Source organism: Mycobacterium bourgelatii (assembly GCF_010723575.1).
Taxonomy (GTDB): domain Bacteria; phylum Actinomycetota; class Actinomycetes; order Mycobacteriales; family Mycobacteriaceae; genus Mycobacterium; species Mycobacterium bourgelatii.
This window is the reverse complement of record NZ_BLKZ01000001.1, coordinates 593,734-613,557: the sequence shown is the minus strand read 5'-3', so window position 1 is coordinate 613,557 and position 19,824 is coordinate 593,734. Positions and strand designations below refer to the sequence as shown.

The 19,824-nt window shown below is 66.8% G+C and carries 11 protein-coding genes; 2 read left to right on the top strand and 9 right to left on the bottom strand.

The window, feature by feature from the left end; all coding sequences use genetic code 11:
- Window positions 1–431 precede the first annotated feature (431 nt).
- The 4 genes from G6N68_RS02765 to G6N68_RS02750 all read right to left on the bottom strand — a co-directional run bounded on the left by G6N68_RS02765 (window position 432) and on the right by G6N68_RS02750 (window position 11,128).
- Window positions 432–4,382 carry a DNA-directed RNA polymerase subunit beta' gene (locus G6N68_RS02765; RefSeq protein ID WP_163707549.1) on the bottom strand — a complete coding sequence of 1,317 codons (3,951 nt, stop codon included), beginning with the start codon at window positions 4,380–4,382 and terminating at the stop codon, window positions 432–434.
- 55 nt (window positions 4,383–4,437) lie between these two features.
- Window positions 4,438–7,941, bottom strand: a complete 3,504-nt coding sequence (gene rpoB, locus G6N68_RS02760; protein ID WP_276068737.1) for a DNA-directed RNA polymerase subunit beta — start codon at window positions 7,939–7,941, stop codon at window positions 4,438–4,440.
- Between the two features lie 528 nt (window positions 7,942–8,469).
- Window positions 8,470–9,474, bottom strand: a complete 1,005-nt coding sequence (locus G6N68_RS02755) for an ABC transporter ATP-binding protein (protein WP_163707542.1) — start codon at window positions 9,472–9,474, stop codon at window positions 8,470–8,472.
- Between the two features lie 127 nt (window positions 9,475–9,601).
- On the bottom strand, window positions 9,602–11,128 hold the full coding sequence (locus tag G6N68_RS02750) for a carotenoid oxygenase family protein (RefSeq protein WP_163707539.1): 1,527 nt from the start codon (window positions 11,126–11,128) through the stop codon (window positions 9,602–9,604).
- A 71-nt stretch (window positions 11,129–11,199) separates the two neighbouring features.
- Here G6N68_RS02750 and G6N68_RS02745 point away from each other — a divergent pair, with 71 nt between their 5' ends.
- Window positions 11,200–11,886 carry a TetR/AcrR family transcriptional regulator gene (locus tag G6N68_RS02745; protein ID WP_163707536.1) on the top strand — a complete coding sequence of 229 codons (687 nt, stop codon included), beginning with the start codon at window positions 11,200–11,202 and terminating at the stop codon, window positions 11,884–11,886.
- Between the two features lie 65 nt (window positions 11,887–11,951).
- Here the strand turns inward: G6N68_RS02745 and rplL are convergent, their stop codons facing one another.
- From rplL to G6N68_RS02720, 5 genes are all read right to left on the bottom strand, one after another.
- Window positions 11,952–12,341, bottom strand: coding sequence for a 50S ribosomal protein L7/L12 (gene rplL / locus G6N68_RS02740; RefSeq protein ID WP_163707532.1), 390 nt, complete (start codon window positions 12,339–12,341; stop codon window positions 11,952–11,954).
- A 55-nt stretch (window positions 12,342–12,396) separates the two neighbouring features.
- Window positions 12,397–12,999, bottom strand: coding sequence for a 50S ribosomal protein L10 (gene rplJ, locus G6N68_RS02735; RefSeq protein ID WP_163707529.1), 603 nt, complete (start codon window positions 12,997–12,999; stop codon window positions 12,397–12,399).
- 474 nt (window positions 13,000–13,473) lie between these two features.
- Window positions 13,474–14,388 (bottom strand): ROK family protein, encoded by a 915-nt coding sequence (locus tag G6N68_RS02730; RefSeq protein ID WP_163707526.1) that lies wholly within the window; start codon window positions 14,386–14,388, stop codon window positions 13,474–13,476.
- Window positions 14,388–15,005 carry a DUF7158 domain-containing protein gene (locus tag G6N68_RS02725; protein WP_163707524.1) on the bottom strand — a complete coding sequence of 206 codons (618 nt, stop codon included), beginning with the start codon at window positions 15,003–15,005 and terminating at the stop codon, window positions 14,388–14,390. The genes G6N68_RS02730 and G6N68_RS02725 overlap by 1 nt, the downstream gene beginning before the upstream one ends.
- The gene (locus G6N68_RS02720) at window positions 15,002–19,195 is read right to left on the bottom strand and encodes a glycoside hydrolase family 38 N-terminal domain-containing protein (RefSeq protein WP_205351221.1); all 4,194 of its coding nucleotides are present in this window, start codon (window positions 19,193–19,195) and stop codon (window positions 15,002–15,004) included. Before G6N68_RS02720 ends, G6N68_RS02725 begins: the two co-directional genes overlap by 4 nt.
- Before the next feature lie 103 nt (window positions 19,196–19,298).
- On the opposite strand from G6N68_RS02720, the gene G6N68_RS02715 reads away from it, so the two are divergent.
- Window positions 19,299–19,817, top strand: a complete 519-nt coding sequence (locus tag G6N68_RS02715) for a DinB family protein (RefSeq protein ID WP_163707495.1) — start codon at window positions 19,299–19,301, stop codon at window positions 19,815–19,817.
- Window positions 19,818–19,824: the final 7 nt, after the last annotated feature.

The window sequence follows — 19,824 nt, the reverse complement described above, 5'->3', positions numbered from 1 at the left end:
GCCAGTGTAGTGAGTCACCGGATCGGTTGCCGCCGGCCGCGGTCCCAACACCAGAAGCCGACGCCGACCCCACCACCGCGAGCGTCACGCCAGCGTGGCCGTCGCACCCCAACGTCGCGCCAGCGTGACGCTCGGCGCACCCGAAGCCCGCACACGAGAAACCTTCGCCGACGGCGGCCCCACCACCGCGAGCGTCACGCCAGCGTGGCCGTCGCACCCCAACGTCGCGCCAACGTGACGCTCGACGCACCCGAAGCCGACACACCAGAAACCTCGCCGACGCCACCACCGCGAGCGTCACGCCAGCGTGGCCGTCGCACCCCAACGTCGCGCCAGCGTGACGCTCGACGCACCCGAAGCCGACACACGAAGCCGCACGAAAAAGCCCCGGGCGGTCGCCCGGGGCTTTTTCGTCGTGAATCGCGAAGTGACTAGCGGTAGTCGCTGTACCCGTAGTCGTCCAGCGGAACGGCAGCACCGGTGGCCTGGCCGAAGTCCGGGCTGTAGTACTGGTCCTCGTAGGACGGGATGGTGTACGCCGCGGCGCGCGCCTCCTCGGTCGGCTGAACCTGGATATTGCGGTACCGGCTGATACCGGTCCCGGCGGGGATCAGCTTTCCGATGATCACGTTCTCCTTCAGACCGTTGAGCTTGTCGCTGCGGCAGTTGATGGCCGCATCGGTCAGCACTCGCGTGGTCTCCTGGAACGATGCCGCCGACAGCCACGAGTCGGTGGCCAGCGACGCCTTCGTGATACCCATCAGCACCGGACGGCCGGCAGCGGGTTCGCCACCCTCGGCCACCACCCGACGGTTCTCCGCCTCGAACTCCGCACGGTCGATCAGCGAACCGGGCAGGAATTCCGTCGAGCCCGAGTCGATGATGGTGACGCGGCGCAGCATCTGGCGAACGATCACCTCGATGTGCTTGTCGTGGATCGACACACCCTGCGCCCGGTAGACCTCCTGGACCTCGCGGACCAGGTGGATCTGCACCTCGCGCGGGCCCTGCACACGCAGCACCTCGTGCGGGTCGGCCGAGCCTTCCATCAGCTGCTGGCCCACCTCGACGTGGTCGCCGTCGGACAGCACACGCTCGGAACCGTCCTCGTGCTTGAACACCCGCAGCCGCTGACGCTTGGACAGCTTGTCGTAAACGACTTCCTCGCTGCCGTCGTCGGGAATGATGGTGATCTTGTAGAACCGGTCGTTGTCCTCGAGCCGAACCCGGCCGGTGACGTCGGCGATGGGCGCCTTGCCACGCGGAACACGGGCCTCGAACAGCTCCTGGACACGCGGCAGACCGCCGGTGATGTCCTCACCCACACCACCCTGGTGGAAGGTACGCATGGTCAGCTGCGTGCCGGGCTCACCGATGGACTGGGCCGCAACGATACCCACGGCCTCGCCGATGTCGACCAGCTTGCCGGTGGCCATCGAACGCCCGTAGCAGGTGGCGCACACGCCGGTGCCGGTGGTGCAGGTAAGCACCGAGCGCACCTTCACCGAGGTGATGCCGGCCGCCAGCAAGGCGTCGATCTCCGGGTCACCCAGGTCCTCGCCGCGCGCGACGACGACGTTGCCGGCCTCGTCGACCGCGTCGGTGCCCAAAGTCCGCGCGTACGCCGAGGTTTCGATGTACGGGTCACGGATCAGGGTGCCGTCCGGCTGACGCTCGGCCAGTTCGACGACGATGCCGCGCTCGGTCTGGCAGTCGTGCTCGCGGACGATGACGTCCTGCGACACGTCCACCAGACGACGGGTCAGGTAACCCGAGTCGGCGGTACGCAACGCGGTGTCCGCCAAGCCCTTTCGAGCACCGTGGGTGTTGATGAAGTACTCCAACACCGTCAGGCCCTCACGGAACGAGGACTTGACCGGACGCGGGATGAACTCACCCTTCGGGTTGGTCACCAGGCCCTTCATGCCGGCCAGCGTTCGCGTCTGGGTGAAGTTACCCGTGGCACCGGAGTCGACGATGGTGATGATCGGGTTGTCGTCGGGGTAGTGCTCCCGCAACGCCTGGCCCACCTCGTCGGTGGCTTCCTTCCAGATCTCCACCAGTGCCTCGTTGCGCTCGTCGTGGTTCAAAGCGCCGCGCTGGAATTGCTTTTCGACCTTGTCGGCCCGCTCCTCGTAACGGTCGAGGATCTCCTTCTTACGCGGAGGCACCAACACGTCGGCCATGGAGACCGTCACACCGCTGCGGGTCGCCCAGTAGAAACCGGCGTCCTTCAGCTTGTCGACGGTCTGCGCGACCACGATCATCGGGTAGCGCTCGGCCAGGTCGTTGATGATCGAAGCCTGCACCTTCTTGTGCATCTGCTTGTTCACAAACGGGTAGCCCAGCGGCAGCAGCTCGTTGAACAGCACCCGACCCAGTGTGGTTTCGGCGGTCCAGGGATCACCCGGCTGCCAGCCGTTGCGGCCGAACAGCTCGGTCTCGATCTCGGCGGGCGGACGCAGCTGCGTCAGTCGCACCTTGATCTTGGCCCGCACCGACAGCACGCCGCGGTCGGAAGCCATGATCGCCTCGGCCGGCGAGGAGTACACACCCACCTCGGGCTGGTCGGCAGCGGCCGGCTGGTATTCGCCCTTGTCGCCCGGGACCTCGGTGGTCAGGTAGTACAACCCGGTCACCATGTCCAGACGGGGCATGGCCAGCGGACGGCCAGAGGCGGGCGACAGGATGTTGTTCGACGACAGCATCAGGATGCGAGCCTCGGCCTGCGCCTCGGCGCTCAGCGGCAGGTGCACGGCCATCTGGTCACCGTCGAAGTCGGCGTTGAACGCCTCACACACCAACGGGTGCAGCTGAATGGCCTTGCCTTCCACCAACATTGGCTCGAAGGCCTGGATGCCCAGCCGGTGCAGGGTGGGTGCGCGGTTCAGCAGCACGGGGTGCTCGGCAATGACCTCTTCGAGCACGTCCCACACCTGCGGACGCTGGCGCTCCACCATGCGCTTGGCACTCTTGATGTTCTGCGCGTGGTTGAGGTCGACAAGACGCTTCATCACGAACGGCTTGAACAGCTCCAGCGCCATCAGCTTGGGCAGACCACACTGGTGCAGCTTGAGCTGCGGGCCGACCACGATGACCGAACGGCCCGAGTAGTCGACACGCTTACCGAGCAGGTTCTGACGGAACCGACCCTGCTTGCCCTTGAGCAGATCGCTCAGCGACTTCAGCGGACGGTTGCCCGGCCCGGTGACGGGCCGGCCGCGACGGCCGTTGTCGAACAGCGCGTCCACCGACTCCTGCAACATCCGCTTCTCGTTGTTGACGATGATCTCGGGTGCACCGAGGTCGATCAGCCTCTTGAGGCGGTTGTTGCGGTTGATCACGCGGCGGTACAGGTCGTTGAGGTCGGACGTGGCGAAACGACCACCGTCCAGCTGCACCATCGGACGCAGTTCCGGCGGGATCACCGGCACGGCGTCGAGCACCATGCCCATCGGCGAGTTGCCGGACTGCTGGAACGCAGCCACCACCTTCAGCCGCTTGAGGGCACGAAGCTTCTTCTGCCCCTTGCCGCTTCGAATGACCTCGCGCAGCGACTCGGCTTCGGCGTCGATGTCGAAGTTCTCGATCAGCTTCTGGATCGACTCCGCGCCCATGGCGCCGGTGAAGTACTCGCCGTAGCGGTCCTGCAGTTCGCGGTAGAGGTTCTCGTCCACGATCAGCTGCTTGGGAGCCAGCTTGGTGAAGGTGTTCCAGATGTCCTCGAGCCGGTCCAGTTCGCGCTGGGCACGGTCACGGATCTGACGCATCTCACGCTCGCCGCCGTCGCGCACCTTGCGCTTGGCGTCGGCCTTGGCGCCTTCGGCCTCCAGCTCGGCCAGGTCGGCCTCGAGCTTCTGCGCCCGCGCCTCCAGGTCTGCGTCGCGCTGGTCCTCAACGGCCTTGCGCTCCACCAACATTTCGGCCTCGAGCGTGGACAGCTCGTTGTGACGCATCTCCTCGTCCACCGCGGTGATCACGTAGGCGGCGAAGTAGATGATCTTTTCCAGGTCCTTCGGAGCCAGGTCCAACAGGTAGCCCAGACGCGACGGGACGCCCTTGAAGTACCAGATGTGGGTGACGGGTGCGGCCAACTCGATGTGGCCCATCCGCTCACGACGCACCTTGGCGCGGGTGACCTCGACGCCGCAGCGCTCACAGATGATGCCCTTGAAGCGCACGCGCTTGTACTTGCCGCAGTAGCACTCCCAGTCGCGAGTCGGTCCGAAGATCTTCTCGCAGAACAGACCGTCCTTCTCGGGCTTGAGCGTGCGGTAGTTGATGGTCTCCGGCTTCTTGACCTCACCGTAGGACCACTGGCGGATGTCCTCCGCGGTGGCCAGGCCGATGCGGAGTTCATCGAAGAAGTTGACGTCTAGCACGTAACTCCCTTTCCCCTTGCGGGTTTAGTAACTGTCCAGCTAGTTCCAAAGAGGATCAAGCAAGATCCTCGACTGACGCAGATTCGTTGCGCGACAAGTTGATTCCCAGGTTGGCTGCGGCACGTTCGAGGTCCTCGTCCTCGCCTTCGCGCAGCTCGATGGCCGCGCCGTCGGACGAGAGCACCTCGACGTTGAGGCAGAGCGACTGCAGCTCCTTGAGCAACACCTTGAAGGACTCGGGAATACCCGGCTCCGGGATGTTCTCGCCCTTGACGATCGCCTCGTACACCTTGACCCGGCCGACGGTGTCGTCGGACTTGATGGTCAACAACTCCTGCAGGGTGTACGCGGCGCCGTAGGCCTGCATGGCCCAGCACTCCATCTCACCGAACCGCTGACCACCGAACTGCGCCTTACCGCCCAGCGGCTGCTGGGTGATCATCGAGTACGGACCGGTGGAGCGAGCGTGAATCTTGTCGTCCACCAAGTGGTGCAGCTTCATGATGTACATGTAGCCAACCGTCACCGGGTACGGGAACGGCTCACCGCTGCGCCCGTCGAACAGCACGGCCTTGCCGTCGCCGTTCACCATCACCTCGTTGTCCCGGTTGGGCAACGTGCACGACAGCAGCCCCTGCAGCTCGGCCTCCTGGGCACCGTCGAACACCGGGGTCGCCACGATGGCGTCCGGCTCGGAGTGGTGCAGGTCCTCGGGCAGGTTGGCGGCCCAGTCCGGAACCCCGTTGGCGACGTCGATCTTCCAGCCGGACTTGGCCACCCACCCGAGGTGGGTCTCCAAGATCTGGCCGATGTTCATCCGTCGCGGCACACCGTGGGTGTTCAGGATGATGTCGACCGGGGTGCCGTCCGGCAGGAACGGCATGTCCTCGACGGGCAGGATCTTGCCGATGACGCCCTTGTTGCCGTGGCGTCCGGCCAGCTTGTCACCGTCGGAGATCTTGCGCTTCTGAGCGACGTAGACGCGGACCAACTCGTTGACACCGGCCGGCAGCTCGTCGTCGTCCTCGCGGGAGAACACGCGGATGCCGATCACCTTGCCGGATTCGCCGTGCGGCACCTTCAGCGAGGTGTCGCGGACTTCGCGGGCCTTCTCACCGAAGATCGCACGCAGCAGCCGCTCCTCCGGGGTCAGCTCGGTCTCACCCTTCGGTGTGACCTTGCCGACCAGGATGTCGCCGTCGCGAACCTCGGCGCCGATGCGCACGATGCCCCGCTCGTCCAAGTCGGCGAGGACCTCGTCGGAGACGTTCGGGATGTCCCGGGTGATCTCCTCAGCGCCCAGCTTGGTGTCGCGGGCGTCGATCTCGTGCTCCTCGATATGAATGGACGTCAACACATCTTCTTCGACCAGCCGGTTCGAGAGGATGATCGCGTCCTCGTAGTTGTGGCCTTCCCACGGCATGATCGCCACCAGCAGGTTCTTGCCCAGCGCCATCTCACCGTTCTGGGTGCAGGGACCGTCGGCGATGACCTGGCCGGCCTCGACGCGGTCGCCGGCGTCCACGATCGGCGACTGGTTGGCGCACGTCCCGTGGTTGGAGCGGGCGAACTTGCGCATCCGGTAGGTGTGCCGGGTGCCGTCGTCGGCCATCACGGTGATGTAGTCGGCGGAGACCTCCTCGATCACGCCAGACTTGTCCGCCACCACGACGTCGCCGGCGTCGATCGCGGCGCGCAGCTCCATGCCGGTGCCCACCAGCGGTGCCTCACTACGCACCAGCGGAACCGCCTGGCGCTGCATGTTGGCACCCATCAGGGCGCGGTTGGCGTCGTCGTGCTCGAGGAACGGAATCATGGCCGTGGCCACCGACACCATCTGGCGCGGCGAGACGTCCATGTAGTCCACCTCGGACGACGGCACGTACTCGACCTCGCCGGCCTTCCGGCGGACCAACACACGCGGCTCGAGGAACCGGCCGTCTTCGGCGATCGGCGAGTTGGCCTGCGCCACGACGTGGCGGTCCTCCTCGTCGGCCGTCAGGTAGTGGATTTCGTCGGTGACCACACCGTCGACGACCTTGCGGTACGGCGTCTCGATGAAGCCGAACGGGTTCACCCGCGCGTACACCGACAGCGAGCCGATCAGACCGATGTTCGGCCCCTCCGGGGTCTCGATCGGGCACATACGGCCGTAGTGCGACGGGTGCACGTCACGGACTTCCAGGCCGGCACGCTCACGCGACAGACCACCCGGACCCAACGCCGACAGGCGGCGCTTGTGGGTCAGGCCCGACAGCGGGTTGTTCTGGTCCATGAACTGCGAGAGCTGGCTGGTGCCGAAGAACTCCTTGATCGCGGCGACCACCGGCCGGATGTTGATCAAGGTCTGCGGCGTGATCGCCTCGACGTCCTGGGTGGTCATCCGCTCGCGGACAACGCGCTCCATGCGGGACATGCCGACCCGGATCTGGTTCTGGATCAGCTCGCCGACGGTACGCAGCCGACGGTTTCCGAAGTGGTCGATGTCGTCGACCTCGACGGGCACCTCGACCCCACCCGGCACGGTCATCGTCTTGTCGCCCTGGTGCAGCCGCACCAGGTACTCGATGGTGGCGACGACGTCCGCTTCGGTCAGCGTGGTGGATGTGGTCTCAGCCGGGTTCTCGGTGATACCCAGCTTCTTGTTGACCTTGTACCGACCCACACGAGCCAGGTCGTAGCGCTTCTCCTTGAAGAACAGGTTCTCCAACAGGGTCTGCGCCGACTCCTTGGTCGGCGGTTCGCCCGGACGCAGCTTGCGGTAGATGTCGAGCAGCGCCTCGTCGGTGCCGACGGTGTTGTCCTTCTCCAGGGTCGACATCATGATCTCGGAGAAGCCGAAGCGCTGGTGGATCTGCTCGTTGGTCCAACCGAGGGCCTTGAGCAGCACGGTGACCGGCTGGCGGCGCTTGCGGTCGATACGCACGCCGACGGTGTCGCGCTTGTCGACGTCGAACTCCAACCACGCGCCGCGGCTGGGGATGACCTTGACGCTGTGCAGCGTCTTCTCCGTGGATTTGTCGATCGTCTCGTCGAAGTAGACGCCCGGCGAGCGGACCAGCTGGCTGACGACCACACGCTCGGTGCCGTTGATGATGAAGGTGCCCTTCTCCGTCATCATCGGGAAGTCACCCATGAACACCGTCTGGCTCTTGATCTCGCCGGTGTTGTTGTTGATGAACTCGGCAGTGACGAACAGCGGGGCCGCGTACGTCATGTCCTTGTCTTTGCACTCGTCGACCGGCGCCTTGACCTCGTCGAAGCGGGGGTCGGAGAAAGACAGCGACATCGACCCGGAGAAGTCCTCGATCGGCGAGAGCTCGTCGAGCACCTCCTCCAGGCCGCCCTTCGGGCTAACCTCGCCGCGCTCCACGGCGCGCTCGCGCCAACGCTCGGAGCCGATCAGCCACTCGAACGAGTCCGTCTGAACGTCAAGCAGCCCCGGAACCTCGAGCGGTTCACGGAGCTTGGCGAAAGAGACCCGGTTGGGGGCTCCCGGTACGGAGCGATTTGAAGAACTTTGAGAGAGATTCGCGTTACTCTGGCGGAAATCAGCCAAGATGCGTCCTTCCAGCACCTCGTGCGACGACGCGAAGCCCAGGAGGAGCCGGGATAGAGCCGGTGTACCGGTGCCTATCGGGCCTGTTCGCCGCAGAATAATTGTGTCGGTTCGGCTGGCGAACGATCTCCCCAGATCTCACGCACGCGACTAACTAGCTGAGCCGGAAACTGGGCTCAGACTAAGACCACGGTGTCAAGTGGCGGGTGAGGTGGGCAGGAAGCAGCCAGCGCAACGTCCAACAATAGCGGAGACGCGCGCATTCCTCAACTGCCCACCACAAGTAGCCGTGTACGGGGACCGACGCTGGCTGGCTTCTCGATCTTCCCGCCTACACATGCTGCCCAACAGATTGACCCGTTTACGGCTCGTCGTCAAGAGGAACAAGCGGCGAGTTACGCCGAGTTTTCTTGAAAGTTCGCCGGTGAGGGCCCTGCAAGAGGCACGGATCTGCGTGAGCGAGACCACCGGCGCACGCTGACAAGACGCGCAAATCACGCGTCTCGAGGGTGGGCGCTGGACGGGTTTTTAGTAGTCGCTCGACGAGTACTTGTGCGTGCCCTCGAGGTCGTCGAGGATCGCCTTCTGCGCCTTCGGGGGCAGGGTGTGCAGCATGGCGCGAACGCGGGCCTGGCGACGGGCGACGGCCTTGCGCTCGGGCATGCCCGGCGTCGCCTGGATCTGCGGTGGCACGCCCACGATGTCCTCGACACCGCCCGCGTGCTGGCCGGCGTCGATCATGGCCTGCTCCTCGGCCATGGTGGCCTCGTCCTTTTCCTCGGACATACCGATCGGCCCGATACGGCGGCCGTTGAGGAACTGACGCACCACCGGCTCGTCGCTGGTCAGCAGCACTTCACGCGGCCCGAACATGACCAGGTGCTTGCGGAACAACATGCCCATGTTGTCCGGCACGGTGCGGGCGATGTTGATGTTGTGCGTGACGATCAGGATGGTCGCGTCGATCTGCGCGTTGATGTCCATGATCAGCTGGCTCAGGTAGGCCGTACGCACCGGGTCCAGACCGGAGTCCGGCTCGTCGCAGAGGATGATCTGCGGGTCCAGCACCAGCGCACGAGCGAGACCGGCACGCTTGCGCATACCACCGGAGATCTCACCCGGGAACTTCTTCTCGTCGCCGCCCAGACCCACCATCTGCAGCTTCTCCATGACGATGTCACGGATTTCGCTTTCCTTCTTCTTGGTGTGCTCGCGCAGCGGGAACGCCGTGTTGTCGTAGAGGTTCATCGAGCCGAACAGCGCGCCGTCCTGGAACAGCACGCCGAACAGCGTGCGGATCTCGTACAGCTCCTTGGCCGAACATTCGATGATGTCGGTGCCGTCGATGATGATCGAGCCGCGCTCCGGCCGCAGCAAACCGATCAACGACTTCAAGAACACCGACTTGCCAGTACCCGACGGGCCCAGCAACACACTGACCTCCCCGGCGGGGATTTCGAGCGTGACGTCTTCCCAAATCCTCGAGGACCCAAAGGACTTCGTGAGTCCGTTCACCTGGATGCTGACGCCCATGGGAAATCCTTCCGTCGCGCGCGAACCGGCCACCTGCCCCTGTGGCTTGAGTCACTGTAGCGCACCCGCGGGGCGGCGCATCAGGTTGGGAAGGTAACAATCTTCGGACCGCGCCTTGTGGAGTTCCTCAGGCAGTCGGAGCCCAGTTCCCGTGGAAGCCCATCGGCACGCGTTGCGGCAAATGCACGGTCGCTACCGATTCGAGCGTCTGGGCGTCCAGGAGCACCAGTTGCCCCTCGTCGCGACCGCGGTGGTAGCCGAAGCCCATCAGGACGCCGTCGTCTTCGGCGGAGCCTGCCGCGTCCCCGTTTGCCGATGCCGACGGGTTGGGCACGAATGACATCTCGCCGATCAGAAGGTCGGGATCTAGCGCGGCCACCTCGCTCGACCCGGTCTGGTAGTCGTGCTTGTACAAAGTCGTGGTCATGAGGGACTCCCCGGCGGTGAGGTAGCCGCCGTCGAAACCCAGCGCATAGCCGTAGCGGTGTTTGGCACCCAGCAGGCTTTCGTTGATCCGGGGGAATTCCTGCGACCGGTCGTCACGCCGTTCGGTCTTCACCACGCCGGTGGTCAGGTTCACCGTCCAGCGGTCCAGCGCGGGCTTGGTGTCGCCCGGCCCGCGCAGGTCGCGCTGGAACATCCGTGAGTAACGAACGACGTCGAGCACCAGCACTTCACCCTCCTCGCGCACCTCCGAATAGGCGTTCAGCGGGTGGAACACGTAGCAAGGGTCGATGTTGAACCACCGGACGTCTTTGTTGCCGCCGTCGCGCGGCATCACCCCGATGCGCGCCGGGTAGTCGTCGTTCCACAGGTAGGGCATGGTCTGAATGGGCTGCGGATTGCGGTTGACCACGGCGCTGATCGGATTGGGAACCCGGACGCGACCGAGGACGGACTGCAGCACCAGTCGGGCCGGCGCATTCAGCCGGCGCGGCACCTTGACCGGCGAAATCTGAATGGGGTCGAAGGTCACCGGAAGGTCGTAGATCACGACGTACTTGTCGGTCAGGGAGAAGTCGTGCATCATCGGCGACCCGCTCACCGCGATGTCTACGGTCCGCCGCGCCCGCCCCTGCGCGTCGATCACCGAGTACTGCACGGTACGACCGCGCAGGAAGGAGTACGACACCGCGTGTAGCTCGCCGGTCTTCGGGTCACGGTGCGGGTGCGCGGTGAAGCCGCCGAACAACGTGCCGTCGAAGTCACACGGCCCGACAGTGTCCAGTTCGTCGGTCAACTCGTAGTTGGCTCCGCCGCCCTCCACCAGCGCCAGTGTCTTGCCGGCGTGGGTCAGCGCGTTGGTGTTGGGGCCTACCGAAAGCATTCCGGCGCGCGGGTCGAGGCCCCGTGGCGCCGCCTCGCCCAAGGCCTTGCACACGGGTGGGGTGCGCACCCAGCGGTTGCGGTACCAGAGGGCCTTTCCGTCGCGCAGTGCGACGCCGTGCACCATCGCATCACCGCTGAACCAGTGGTAGATGGCCGGGTCCACTTCGGCGGCCGGGTTCGGTCCGTTGCGAAGGTAACGCCCATCGAGGCGTTCCGGGATGCGGCCGGTGACCCGCAGGTCCGTCGCGGTGACTTCGGCCTTGACCGGCGCCAGGAAATCCTCGAGGTACGGATTCCGGGATTCGATCGTTCGCATCGCCGTCATGTCTGAACTCCTATAACATCGTTATTACAGCGTTATTGGAACCGTACGCTCCCGATGAGAAGATGGCAAGGATGACTTCCCCGCAGACCCGAAACAGCGTTCGCGACGAGCTGCTGCACGCCGCGGTGAATTTGCTCAATGCGCACGGACCCGACGCGCTGCAGACCCGCAAGGTCGCCAGCGCCGCGGGAACCTCGACGATGGCCGTGTACACCCATTTCGGCGGGATGCGCGAGCTCATTGCCGAGGTCGCCCAAGAGGGGCTACGGCAGTTCGACGCCGCGTTGGCGGTGCCCCCTTCGGACGATCCGGTCGCAGACCTGATGCAGATCGGCGCCGCCTATCGGCGCTTTGCCATCGAGCGGCTCCACATGTATCGGCTGATGTTCGGCAGTACCAGCGCGCATGGCATCAACGTGCCCACCGAGAATGTTCTGACTCAGACCCTCGCGGAAATCGAGCGGCGTGAGCCCAGCTTCGCCCATGTCGTGCGTGCGGTGCACCGGGCGATGCTCGCGGGCCGGATTTCCGCGCGCTCAGCGGACGACGACGCTGCCGTGGTGGCCACGGCAGCCCAGTTCTGGGCGATGATCCACGGCTTCGTGATGCTCGAACTGGCCGGGTTTTACGGCGCCCCGAGCGTCAGCGACGAGGCCGTCCTGCCGGTGCTGGCGGCCATGACCACCAACCTTCTTGTTGCCCTTGGTGATTCACCCGAGCAGGTGCAACTGTCGCAACAGCGCGCCATCGGCCGCTGAGGACGCGCTGAGCAAGCGCAAACGGCCCCCGATGAGCGGGGGCCGTTGCGTCTGCTTGGGCAGTACTACTTGACGGTGACGGTGGCGCCGGCGGCCTCGAGCTTGGCCTTGGCCTCGTCGGCGGCCTCCTTGGCGACCTTCTCGAGCAGCGGCTTGGGCGCGCTGTCGACCAGGTCCTTGGCCTCCTTCAGGCCCAGGCCGGAGACGATCTCGCGGACCACCTTGATGACGCCGATCTTCTTGTCGCCGGCGGCCTCGAGGATGACGTCGAACTCGGACTGCTCCTCGGCGGCCTCGGCGGGCGCACCCGCGGCGGGGCCGGCGGCGGCAACCGCAACCGGAGCGGCCGCGGTGACCTCGAAGGTCTCCTCGAACTTCTTGACGAAGTCGGAGAGCTCCAACAGGGTCATTTCCTTGAAGGCGTCGAGCAGTTCGTCGCTAGAGAGCTTTGCCATGGTGTGGGTCCTTCCTGGTTCCTACGTTTCTTGACGTTTGTTGACGGGGTGGGGGTTATTCGGCTGCTTCAGCCGGAGCGTCGGCCGGTGCCTCGTCGGCCGGGGCGTCGGCGGCGGCCTCAGCGGCCGGGCTTGCCGGGGCCTCGGAGGCCTTCTTCTCCTGCAGGGCGGCGAACAGCCGGGCCGCCTGCGAAGCCGGCGCGTTGAACAGGCCGGCGGCCTTGGCGAGGTTGCCCTTCATGGCGCCGGCCAGCTTGGCCAGCAGCACCTCGCGGGATTCGAGGTCGGCGATGCGCTCGACTTCGGCGACGGTCAGCGGGTGGCCGTCCATGTAGCCGCCCTTGATGACCAGCGCCTTGTGCTCCTTGGCGAAGGTCTTGAGCGCCTTGGCCGCATCCACCGGCTCACCGGTGACGAACGCGATGGCGGTCGGCCCGGCAAACAGTTCGTCGAGCCCCTCGACACCGGCCTCCGACGCCGCCCGCTTGATCAGCGTGTTCTTGGCGACGGCGTAGGTGGCGGAATCCCCCAGCGACCGGCGCAGCTCGGCCAGGTTGGCCACCGATAGGCCGCGGTACTCGGTGATGACGGTGGCCGTCGAGGCCTTGAAATGCTCCGTGATTTCTGCGACGGCGGTGGCCTTGTCAGCCCTGGCCATGCATGCCTCCTGAAATGAAAAGTCTTGCGACTTGGCGTCGGTGATCTGCCGAAAACGCGAAACGCCCCGGCGCAGGAATCGGCCGGGGCGCGGATATGTGCTGGCGTGCGCCAGCGGTTGCCTCGTCCTCCTGCGTGGGCCGCCGGGATGCTTCCCGGACCTTCAACCGATTGCTCGGTGACCGACGGTCTTCGGTGGATCGGCAACAACAATAGCGTGGCGCCGTCCGATCAGCCAAAACGGCGGCGAGGCGGACGCATGCGCGGATCGCTGAGCCGGTAAACCTGCAGGTCTCCACTCGAACTTCTCCTGCATGGTTACAGGCTCGGTGAAGCGGGCGGCATTGCCGCGTCGCTGCCGCGTGGCCTGGCCCGGGGCTGGCCGCGAGCCTGAAATTTGGCAGGTCGTCACTCGAACTTTTCCTGCACGGATACAGGCTCGGTAAAGCGGCCCGGCCGGGTGCGCTCAGTGCGATCAGATGGCTTCCAGCGCAGCGAGCCGGGCGGCACCGACCAATCCGGCGTCGCCACCCAGCGCGGCGGGGACTACGCGCAGGTCGGCGAGGAAGTCCAGCCCCGTGTAATCGGCCAACGCCGCACACAGCGGATCGAAGAGCACCCTGCCGGACTTGGCCACTCCCCCGCCGATGACCACGAGATCCACGTCGCAGACCGCCCCCACCGAGGCGATCATCGCCGCGAGTGCGGTAGTGCCGCGCTGAAACGCCTTAAGCGCCAGTGGATCCCCGGCCGACGCCGCGTCGGCCAGTTCCTTGGCACCGGCGCCCGCTGGCGCGGACCACCCGTTGGCGCGCGCCCACCGCACCATCGAGGGCCCGGATGCGATGGTCTCGACGCAGCCGCGGCCACCGCACGCGCATCGGTCGCCGTCGCGGTCGACGACCACGTGACCGACGTGACCGGCATTACCGGTGCGCCCGTCGTACGGCTCACCGTCGAGCACCAGTCCGCCCCCCACCCCCGTGGACACCACCATGCCCAGCATGAACTGCGCACCGCGTCCGGCGCCGACCCAATGCTCGCCGAGCGCCATGCACACACCGTCTCCACCGAGGCGCACGGGGACCCCGGGAACGACGGCGGCGACCTGGTCCCGCAGCGGAAACCTGCGCCAGGCCGGGATGTTGATCGGACTTACGGTTCCGGCGCGCACATCGACCGGCCCGGCCGACGCGATGCCCACTGCCGCGACGGCGCCGCCCGCCGCACGCAATGCGTCCGTGATCAGCGCGGCCAGTGCCGCAAAAACTTGTTCGGCCCCAACACCGGACGGAGTGGGACAGGTGGCGTTGTGGACCAGCGTCCCGGCCGAGTCGGCCAGCCCGCACGCGATCTTGGTGCCGCCGATGTCCAGGCAGAGGGTGAGCATCAGTGTCGGTGGGTGTTGTCGGGTTGACGGGGGTCGCCGGGATGCTCGTAGCCGGGCGCCAGTTCGACGAGCGCGGCTCGCCGTTGGTCCAGCCACATCCGGAAGGCACGGCGTCGCGCGGCCGCCAGCAGATGCGCGGCGATCGCGGGCCGTGCGCGCTCCAGCGACGGGGCGCCGGCGGCGGGAGCGCGCCAGCCGCGCTCGTCCGCGTGTGATTCGGCGAACCGCAGCGGGTTGCGGGCGTGGTAGTCGGCCACCTCGGCGTCGGACACGTGCACATCGGCTGTGACGACCGCGAACAACGCACGAGCACGCGGGTCCACCAGCGCCGCCGCCGCGATGCTGCCGATTTCCAGCCGGGCCGTCACGTCGGGCAGGAGTTCGACCTCGCTCGGAGCTTCTCGCCCAGTGAGTCCCCGCTCTGCGGCCTCGGCGGCGACGACCCGTTCGGTCACCATCAATTGGGTGAGCCAGCGCCGCAATTGCCGTCCTTCGCTGGTGCCGCCGGCCGGCAGCGCCGCTGCGCGGGGACCGCTGCGCAGCCGGGCTTCCCGCGCATCGACCTCGGCAACCAGAATCGGCGTGCCGTCCACGGTCGCGGCTGAATGTCCGCTCATGTCACCGTCACCTTCACCGCTGGCGTGTACAACAGTTGGCCCGCGCAACCTACGCGGATCAGCGCCCACCACTGGCCCGGGGGTTGCCAGGCCGGCGGCTTCACCTCGAAGACCAACTCGGTCATGCCGCACGCGGGCAGCGAAGCTCCTACAACTCCCGGCCCGATCCACTCCCAAGTGCCCCACGGGCTGATCAGGTGCGCCTCCAACGAGAGCTCGGCACGGGCATGGCTGCCGATCGTCACCGCCAACCGGGCGGCCTCGCCGGCGGCGACCTCGACGTCGACCGGTTCCTGGGCGACATGGACGAGTTCCACCGAGTCCGTTCCGACCGCCACCACGCACACATCCTCGACCACCTGCCGCCACGCCGCCGGGACTTCCGCGTCTGTGACGCACAGCTGTGCCCGCACCGGATACAGCCCCGGCGGGGCCTCGGCCGGGATGCCAAGGGCCACATCGGCTTCCAGATGCGCGCCGCTGGCCAGCTCAACCGGCAGCTCGCCGGGCGTCCCACACCATCCGTCGGGATAGCGAACTTCGACGGCACCACCCAGCACGGAGTCGGTGCAGTCGCTGGCCGCGGTGAGCCGCAGTCTGACGTCGTCGCCTGGATCCGCGTGCACCAGATGCGGGTGCAGGTGGGCGACGGCGGGCAGACCGCCCATCGGGGCCGGACCACGGTTGTGCAGCCAGTACCGCGCGTAGAGCGGCTGGGCTGCCTCCGTCTCGGGGGCCAGCGCTGGCGCCGGACCGGACACCGCCGGCGGAAAGTCGAAGTGAGCCAGAACCGTGGCGACCTGGAAGCCGTGCAGATCAATTACTCGCTTGCGTTGGCGCGGACGCTCCAGTAGGTCGGCCAGTTGCAGCGAGCGGATCTTGCCGAGCTCGGAGCCGACGGCGACGCGAACATTCGCCCCGGTCGTTTCCACCAGCCGCAGCGCCACCGCGCCTGGTTCCACCGGCTCGGCGTTGCCGGCGGTCAGCGGGTTGCCGGCCGCCTTGAGCGCACCCAGCTGCACGGAGCCGGCCGGCTCGACATGCAACAGCGAACCCACGGGAGGCAACGTGCCCCGGCACCGGTCGGGACTCACCGCTAGCAATGGTTGGGCGAACTGCGCGCTGCGGGTCGGGATCTGAGCCTGCCGCAAGTCGCCGTCGGCGCAGACCAGCGCGTAGTCGAAATCGTGTGTCCAGTGCTGGAGTTGGAAGTTCGAGCCATCCGGCGCGGTGCGACGCGGTTCGTCTATCCAGATGCCGGAGGGCCACCCGGTGCAGGACCGCATCAGCGCCGTGTGCAGGGTTCCTTCGGTGTCGACGGCGAAACTGGGCACCCCGCGGTTGAACAGCGCGACGGTGCGCGCCTCGAAGGGCTCCATGCCCGATCGGGCGCGCTGGCTGACCACAACCTCGGCGTCGGCGAGATCGTCCGCCAGCGATGCGATGGCCGACGCGAGTTTCCGTTCGTCGCTGCCATCGATGACCAGCACCGGCAACGCACTCGCCGCACGCAGGTCAGCGTCGGGCACCCACACCGTCGCCAGGGGTGCCGCGGCCGGAACCCAGACTCGCGCCCGGCCGGTGTCGGCCAGCTGCCGCTCGAGTTCGGCGGTGTAGGCCGGGTCGGCCTCGGCCAGCACGGCCTTGGTGAACCCGTTGCGGTCCGGCCCGCCCAGCGCGATGCGGGCGTCGGGCAGATTCGAGTCGACGTCCAGGTGGCCGTAGCGCGGCTTGTCGGCGCCGCTGCAGGTTGCGGTGACGCCGGCGCGGGCCAGCGCGACCATAAGTTCGCGCGCCATGGATCCCGACACCGCCTCCGACGGAGTCACCACCTCGGCCACCGACACGGCTCGCACTGCTTCGTGGGGCCGTGCGCCGTTGACGCGGACGCGCAGCGTCGAGGACAGCCCGAACCAGCTGTAGGCGGGGTTGTCCAGCGTCCAGAGGTGCTGAGCGGTGTCGACCGATTCGGGCCCGTCATGCAACAAGGCGAAGCCGCGGCCGACGACGGCGTCGCCCACCTCGCTGACGGGCATCGCACCCGGCACCGGACAAGGCCAGCGCAGCCGCAGCAGGCGGTCTTCCCCGGTGAAGTCGTCGATGGTGGTGCGGCAGTCCACTCGGGCCACGCCGCGCCACAGCGTCAGGATCTGGGTGTAGCTCAGCAGGGCGCCGATGCGTCCGCGTACCACCAGCCGCTGCCCCAGCGGCCCTTCGTACGCCTGCACCTCCGCCGGTGATTCCGAAGAGCACACCACCGGGCCCTTCGGCAGCAGATGCCACGGGCCCTCGCCCTGCGTCGGGTGCGACGGGTACTCCTCGTAGACGGCGAGTTCGTTGCCCACCCTGCCGTCGGCGATCAGCTGGGCCCCGTCCTGGATCAGCGAATCCACCGCCCCGCCCCGCGCCGGATCCACGGTCAGCCGGTAGTGCTCGTTGGCGATCTCGCGGCCGGGCCGTGGTTGCCAGCCTGATGTGGTGTCCCCCGGCACCAGCCGGTAGGCCCGCCACCCCAGGGACGGGACGTCGCGGGCCAGCCAGGTGACCGATCGTCCGTCGTGCTCGACGAGCGCGGGCACATCTGCGCCGTCGGAGTCGACGACCCGCACGCCCGCACCAAACGGCCGATCACGCCGGACGGTGACGACGTCGGTGCGCTCATGCGTCAGTGGATTCCAGATGACGACCGAATCGTCGGCGCCCGCCACCGCGCTGGACAGCAGCCGCAATGCGTTGTCCCGCACCGTCCCGCCCAGTTCCCACGCGTCGCGCCAGCCGGTCAACAGATCGAGGTACACCTGGTCGGATTCGGAGCCGGTGATCGCGTCGTGGTGTGCCCCGTACGCCAGTTGCACCCACGCCTTGGCCAGCGCGGCCTGCGGGTACTCGGCGCCGGTGAGCAGCCCGGCGAAGACGGCGAACCGCTCGGCGTCGAGCACGGCATGCTCGGCGGCCCGGTTGGCTTGTTTGGTGTCGATGTACGACACGTCCTTGCCCGTATAGATCGGGTTCATGTCGCGGGTTTGCGGCGAAGCCACGCCCCCTTGTTTCGGACCGCGTTCGGCCAGCTCGGCGCGCACCGCGGCGAAGAATTCCTTGGGCAGCGCGCAGATGAAACGCGGCCAGGTGTACCGCGCGGCCCAGTCCCGGTGGATCTCGGTGACCCACTTGTTCGGCGGCGTGTAGTCGGTGCCGACCGGTAGCAGCACGTTGCGGGTCAGCGCCACCCTTTTGAGTTGGTCGAACAACCCGTAGGCGGCCTCCTCTGCCTCGGCCAGCGAGATCGACTCGTCCATCCACCAGCCCGCCGAATAGTGCGCCGGCATGTAGTGGGTGAGCAGACCGGCACCTGATGGCGAGATCCACTCGAACTCGCTGGAGAACTGCATCCGCTCGAATCCACCGCCCTGGCCCGGGCCCCATTGGTGGTGTGGGCCGCGCGCCCAGGAACTCGACGTCAGCCCCGCCTCGGCCGCCATCCCCGGAAACTGCGGGTCGTGGCCGAACACGTCGAGCTGCCACGCGGTCGACGGGTCGGCCCCCAATACGTGGCGTTGGAAACCTATGCCGTGCACCAGATTTCGGATCGTTGTTTCGGGACTCGTCAGGTTGGTGTTGGGTTCGTTGTAGGTGCCGCCCATCACCTCGACCCGGCCCTCGGCGAAGAAGCGGCGTAGGTCCGCGCGGTCCTCGGGGTGGGTGTCCCAGTAGGGCTTGAGGTAGTCGACCTCGGCCAGCACAAACTTGTACTCCGGTTCGCGACGGGCCAGTTCCAGGTGCGCGTGCACCAGCTCGAAGCTGTTGGTTTGCCGGCATCGTCCGGGCGGATCTTCGGTCCACAGGCTGGTATAGGCGCCCTGGGTGTTCCACCAGACCGGGTCGTAATGGAAGTGGCTGATCATGAACATCGTCCAGCCGGGCTCGGCTATCACGAACTCGAACGGCAGGGCGGAACCACCCGCATGCGCACTTGCCTCCCGCGCCTGGCCGATCACCGGCTGCCGCACCGCGATTGGAACCTCGACGAGATCCCTGCCGGCCTCGACGACCGCCTCACCGGCCAACCCGTCGCCCTCGATGCGCACGCGCGTGGGCTCGGCGACCCCAGCGACGACAACGCGCGCCAGCTGCACCGGCGAATCTGGCGGACCTACGAAGAGGTCGGTGGATTGCGCCGAAATCAGCTGCACTCTCGCACCCTACGGCGAACCAGCCCGTCCCATACAGGGCCACGCGGGGGCCGAATAGCGAACGGCAGCGGCGAGAAGGCCCGGAAAATGGAACCCTCGATGTATGACCAACTTGAGTGCATACCTGGCCGACCAGCTCGACTGGCATTGGCAGGGCCAGCTACGCCCTCGACTGGACGGCCTCACCGATGACGAATACTTCTGGCAACCCGTACCCAACTGTTGGACGGTGCATCGCGACGGGACGGTGGACTTCGCCTTTCCCCCACCCGATCCGGCACCCTTCACCACGATCGCGTGGCGCCTGGCGCATGTCATCGTCGGCGTCTTCGCCATGCGCAACCACAGCCATTTCGGCGCACCCCCGGCCGACTATTCCAACTGGGACTATGCGACCGACGCCGACACCGCGCTGCGACAACTCGACGATGTCTACGCGACGTGGATCAGCGGGGTGCGATCGCTGTCGGAGGCCGATCTGGACCGCCCGTGCGGTCCGGCCGAAGGACCGTACGCCGACCGTGCCTTCATCGAGCTGGTCCTGCACATTAATCGGGAGGCCATTCATCACGGGGCCGAAATCGCTTGCCTGCGAGACCTTTACCTGCATCAGGAGGACTGACGGAAAT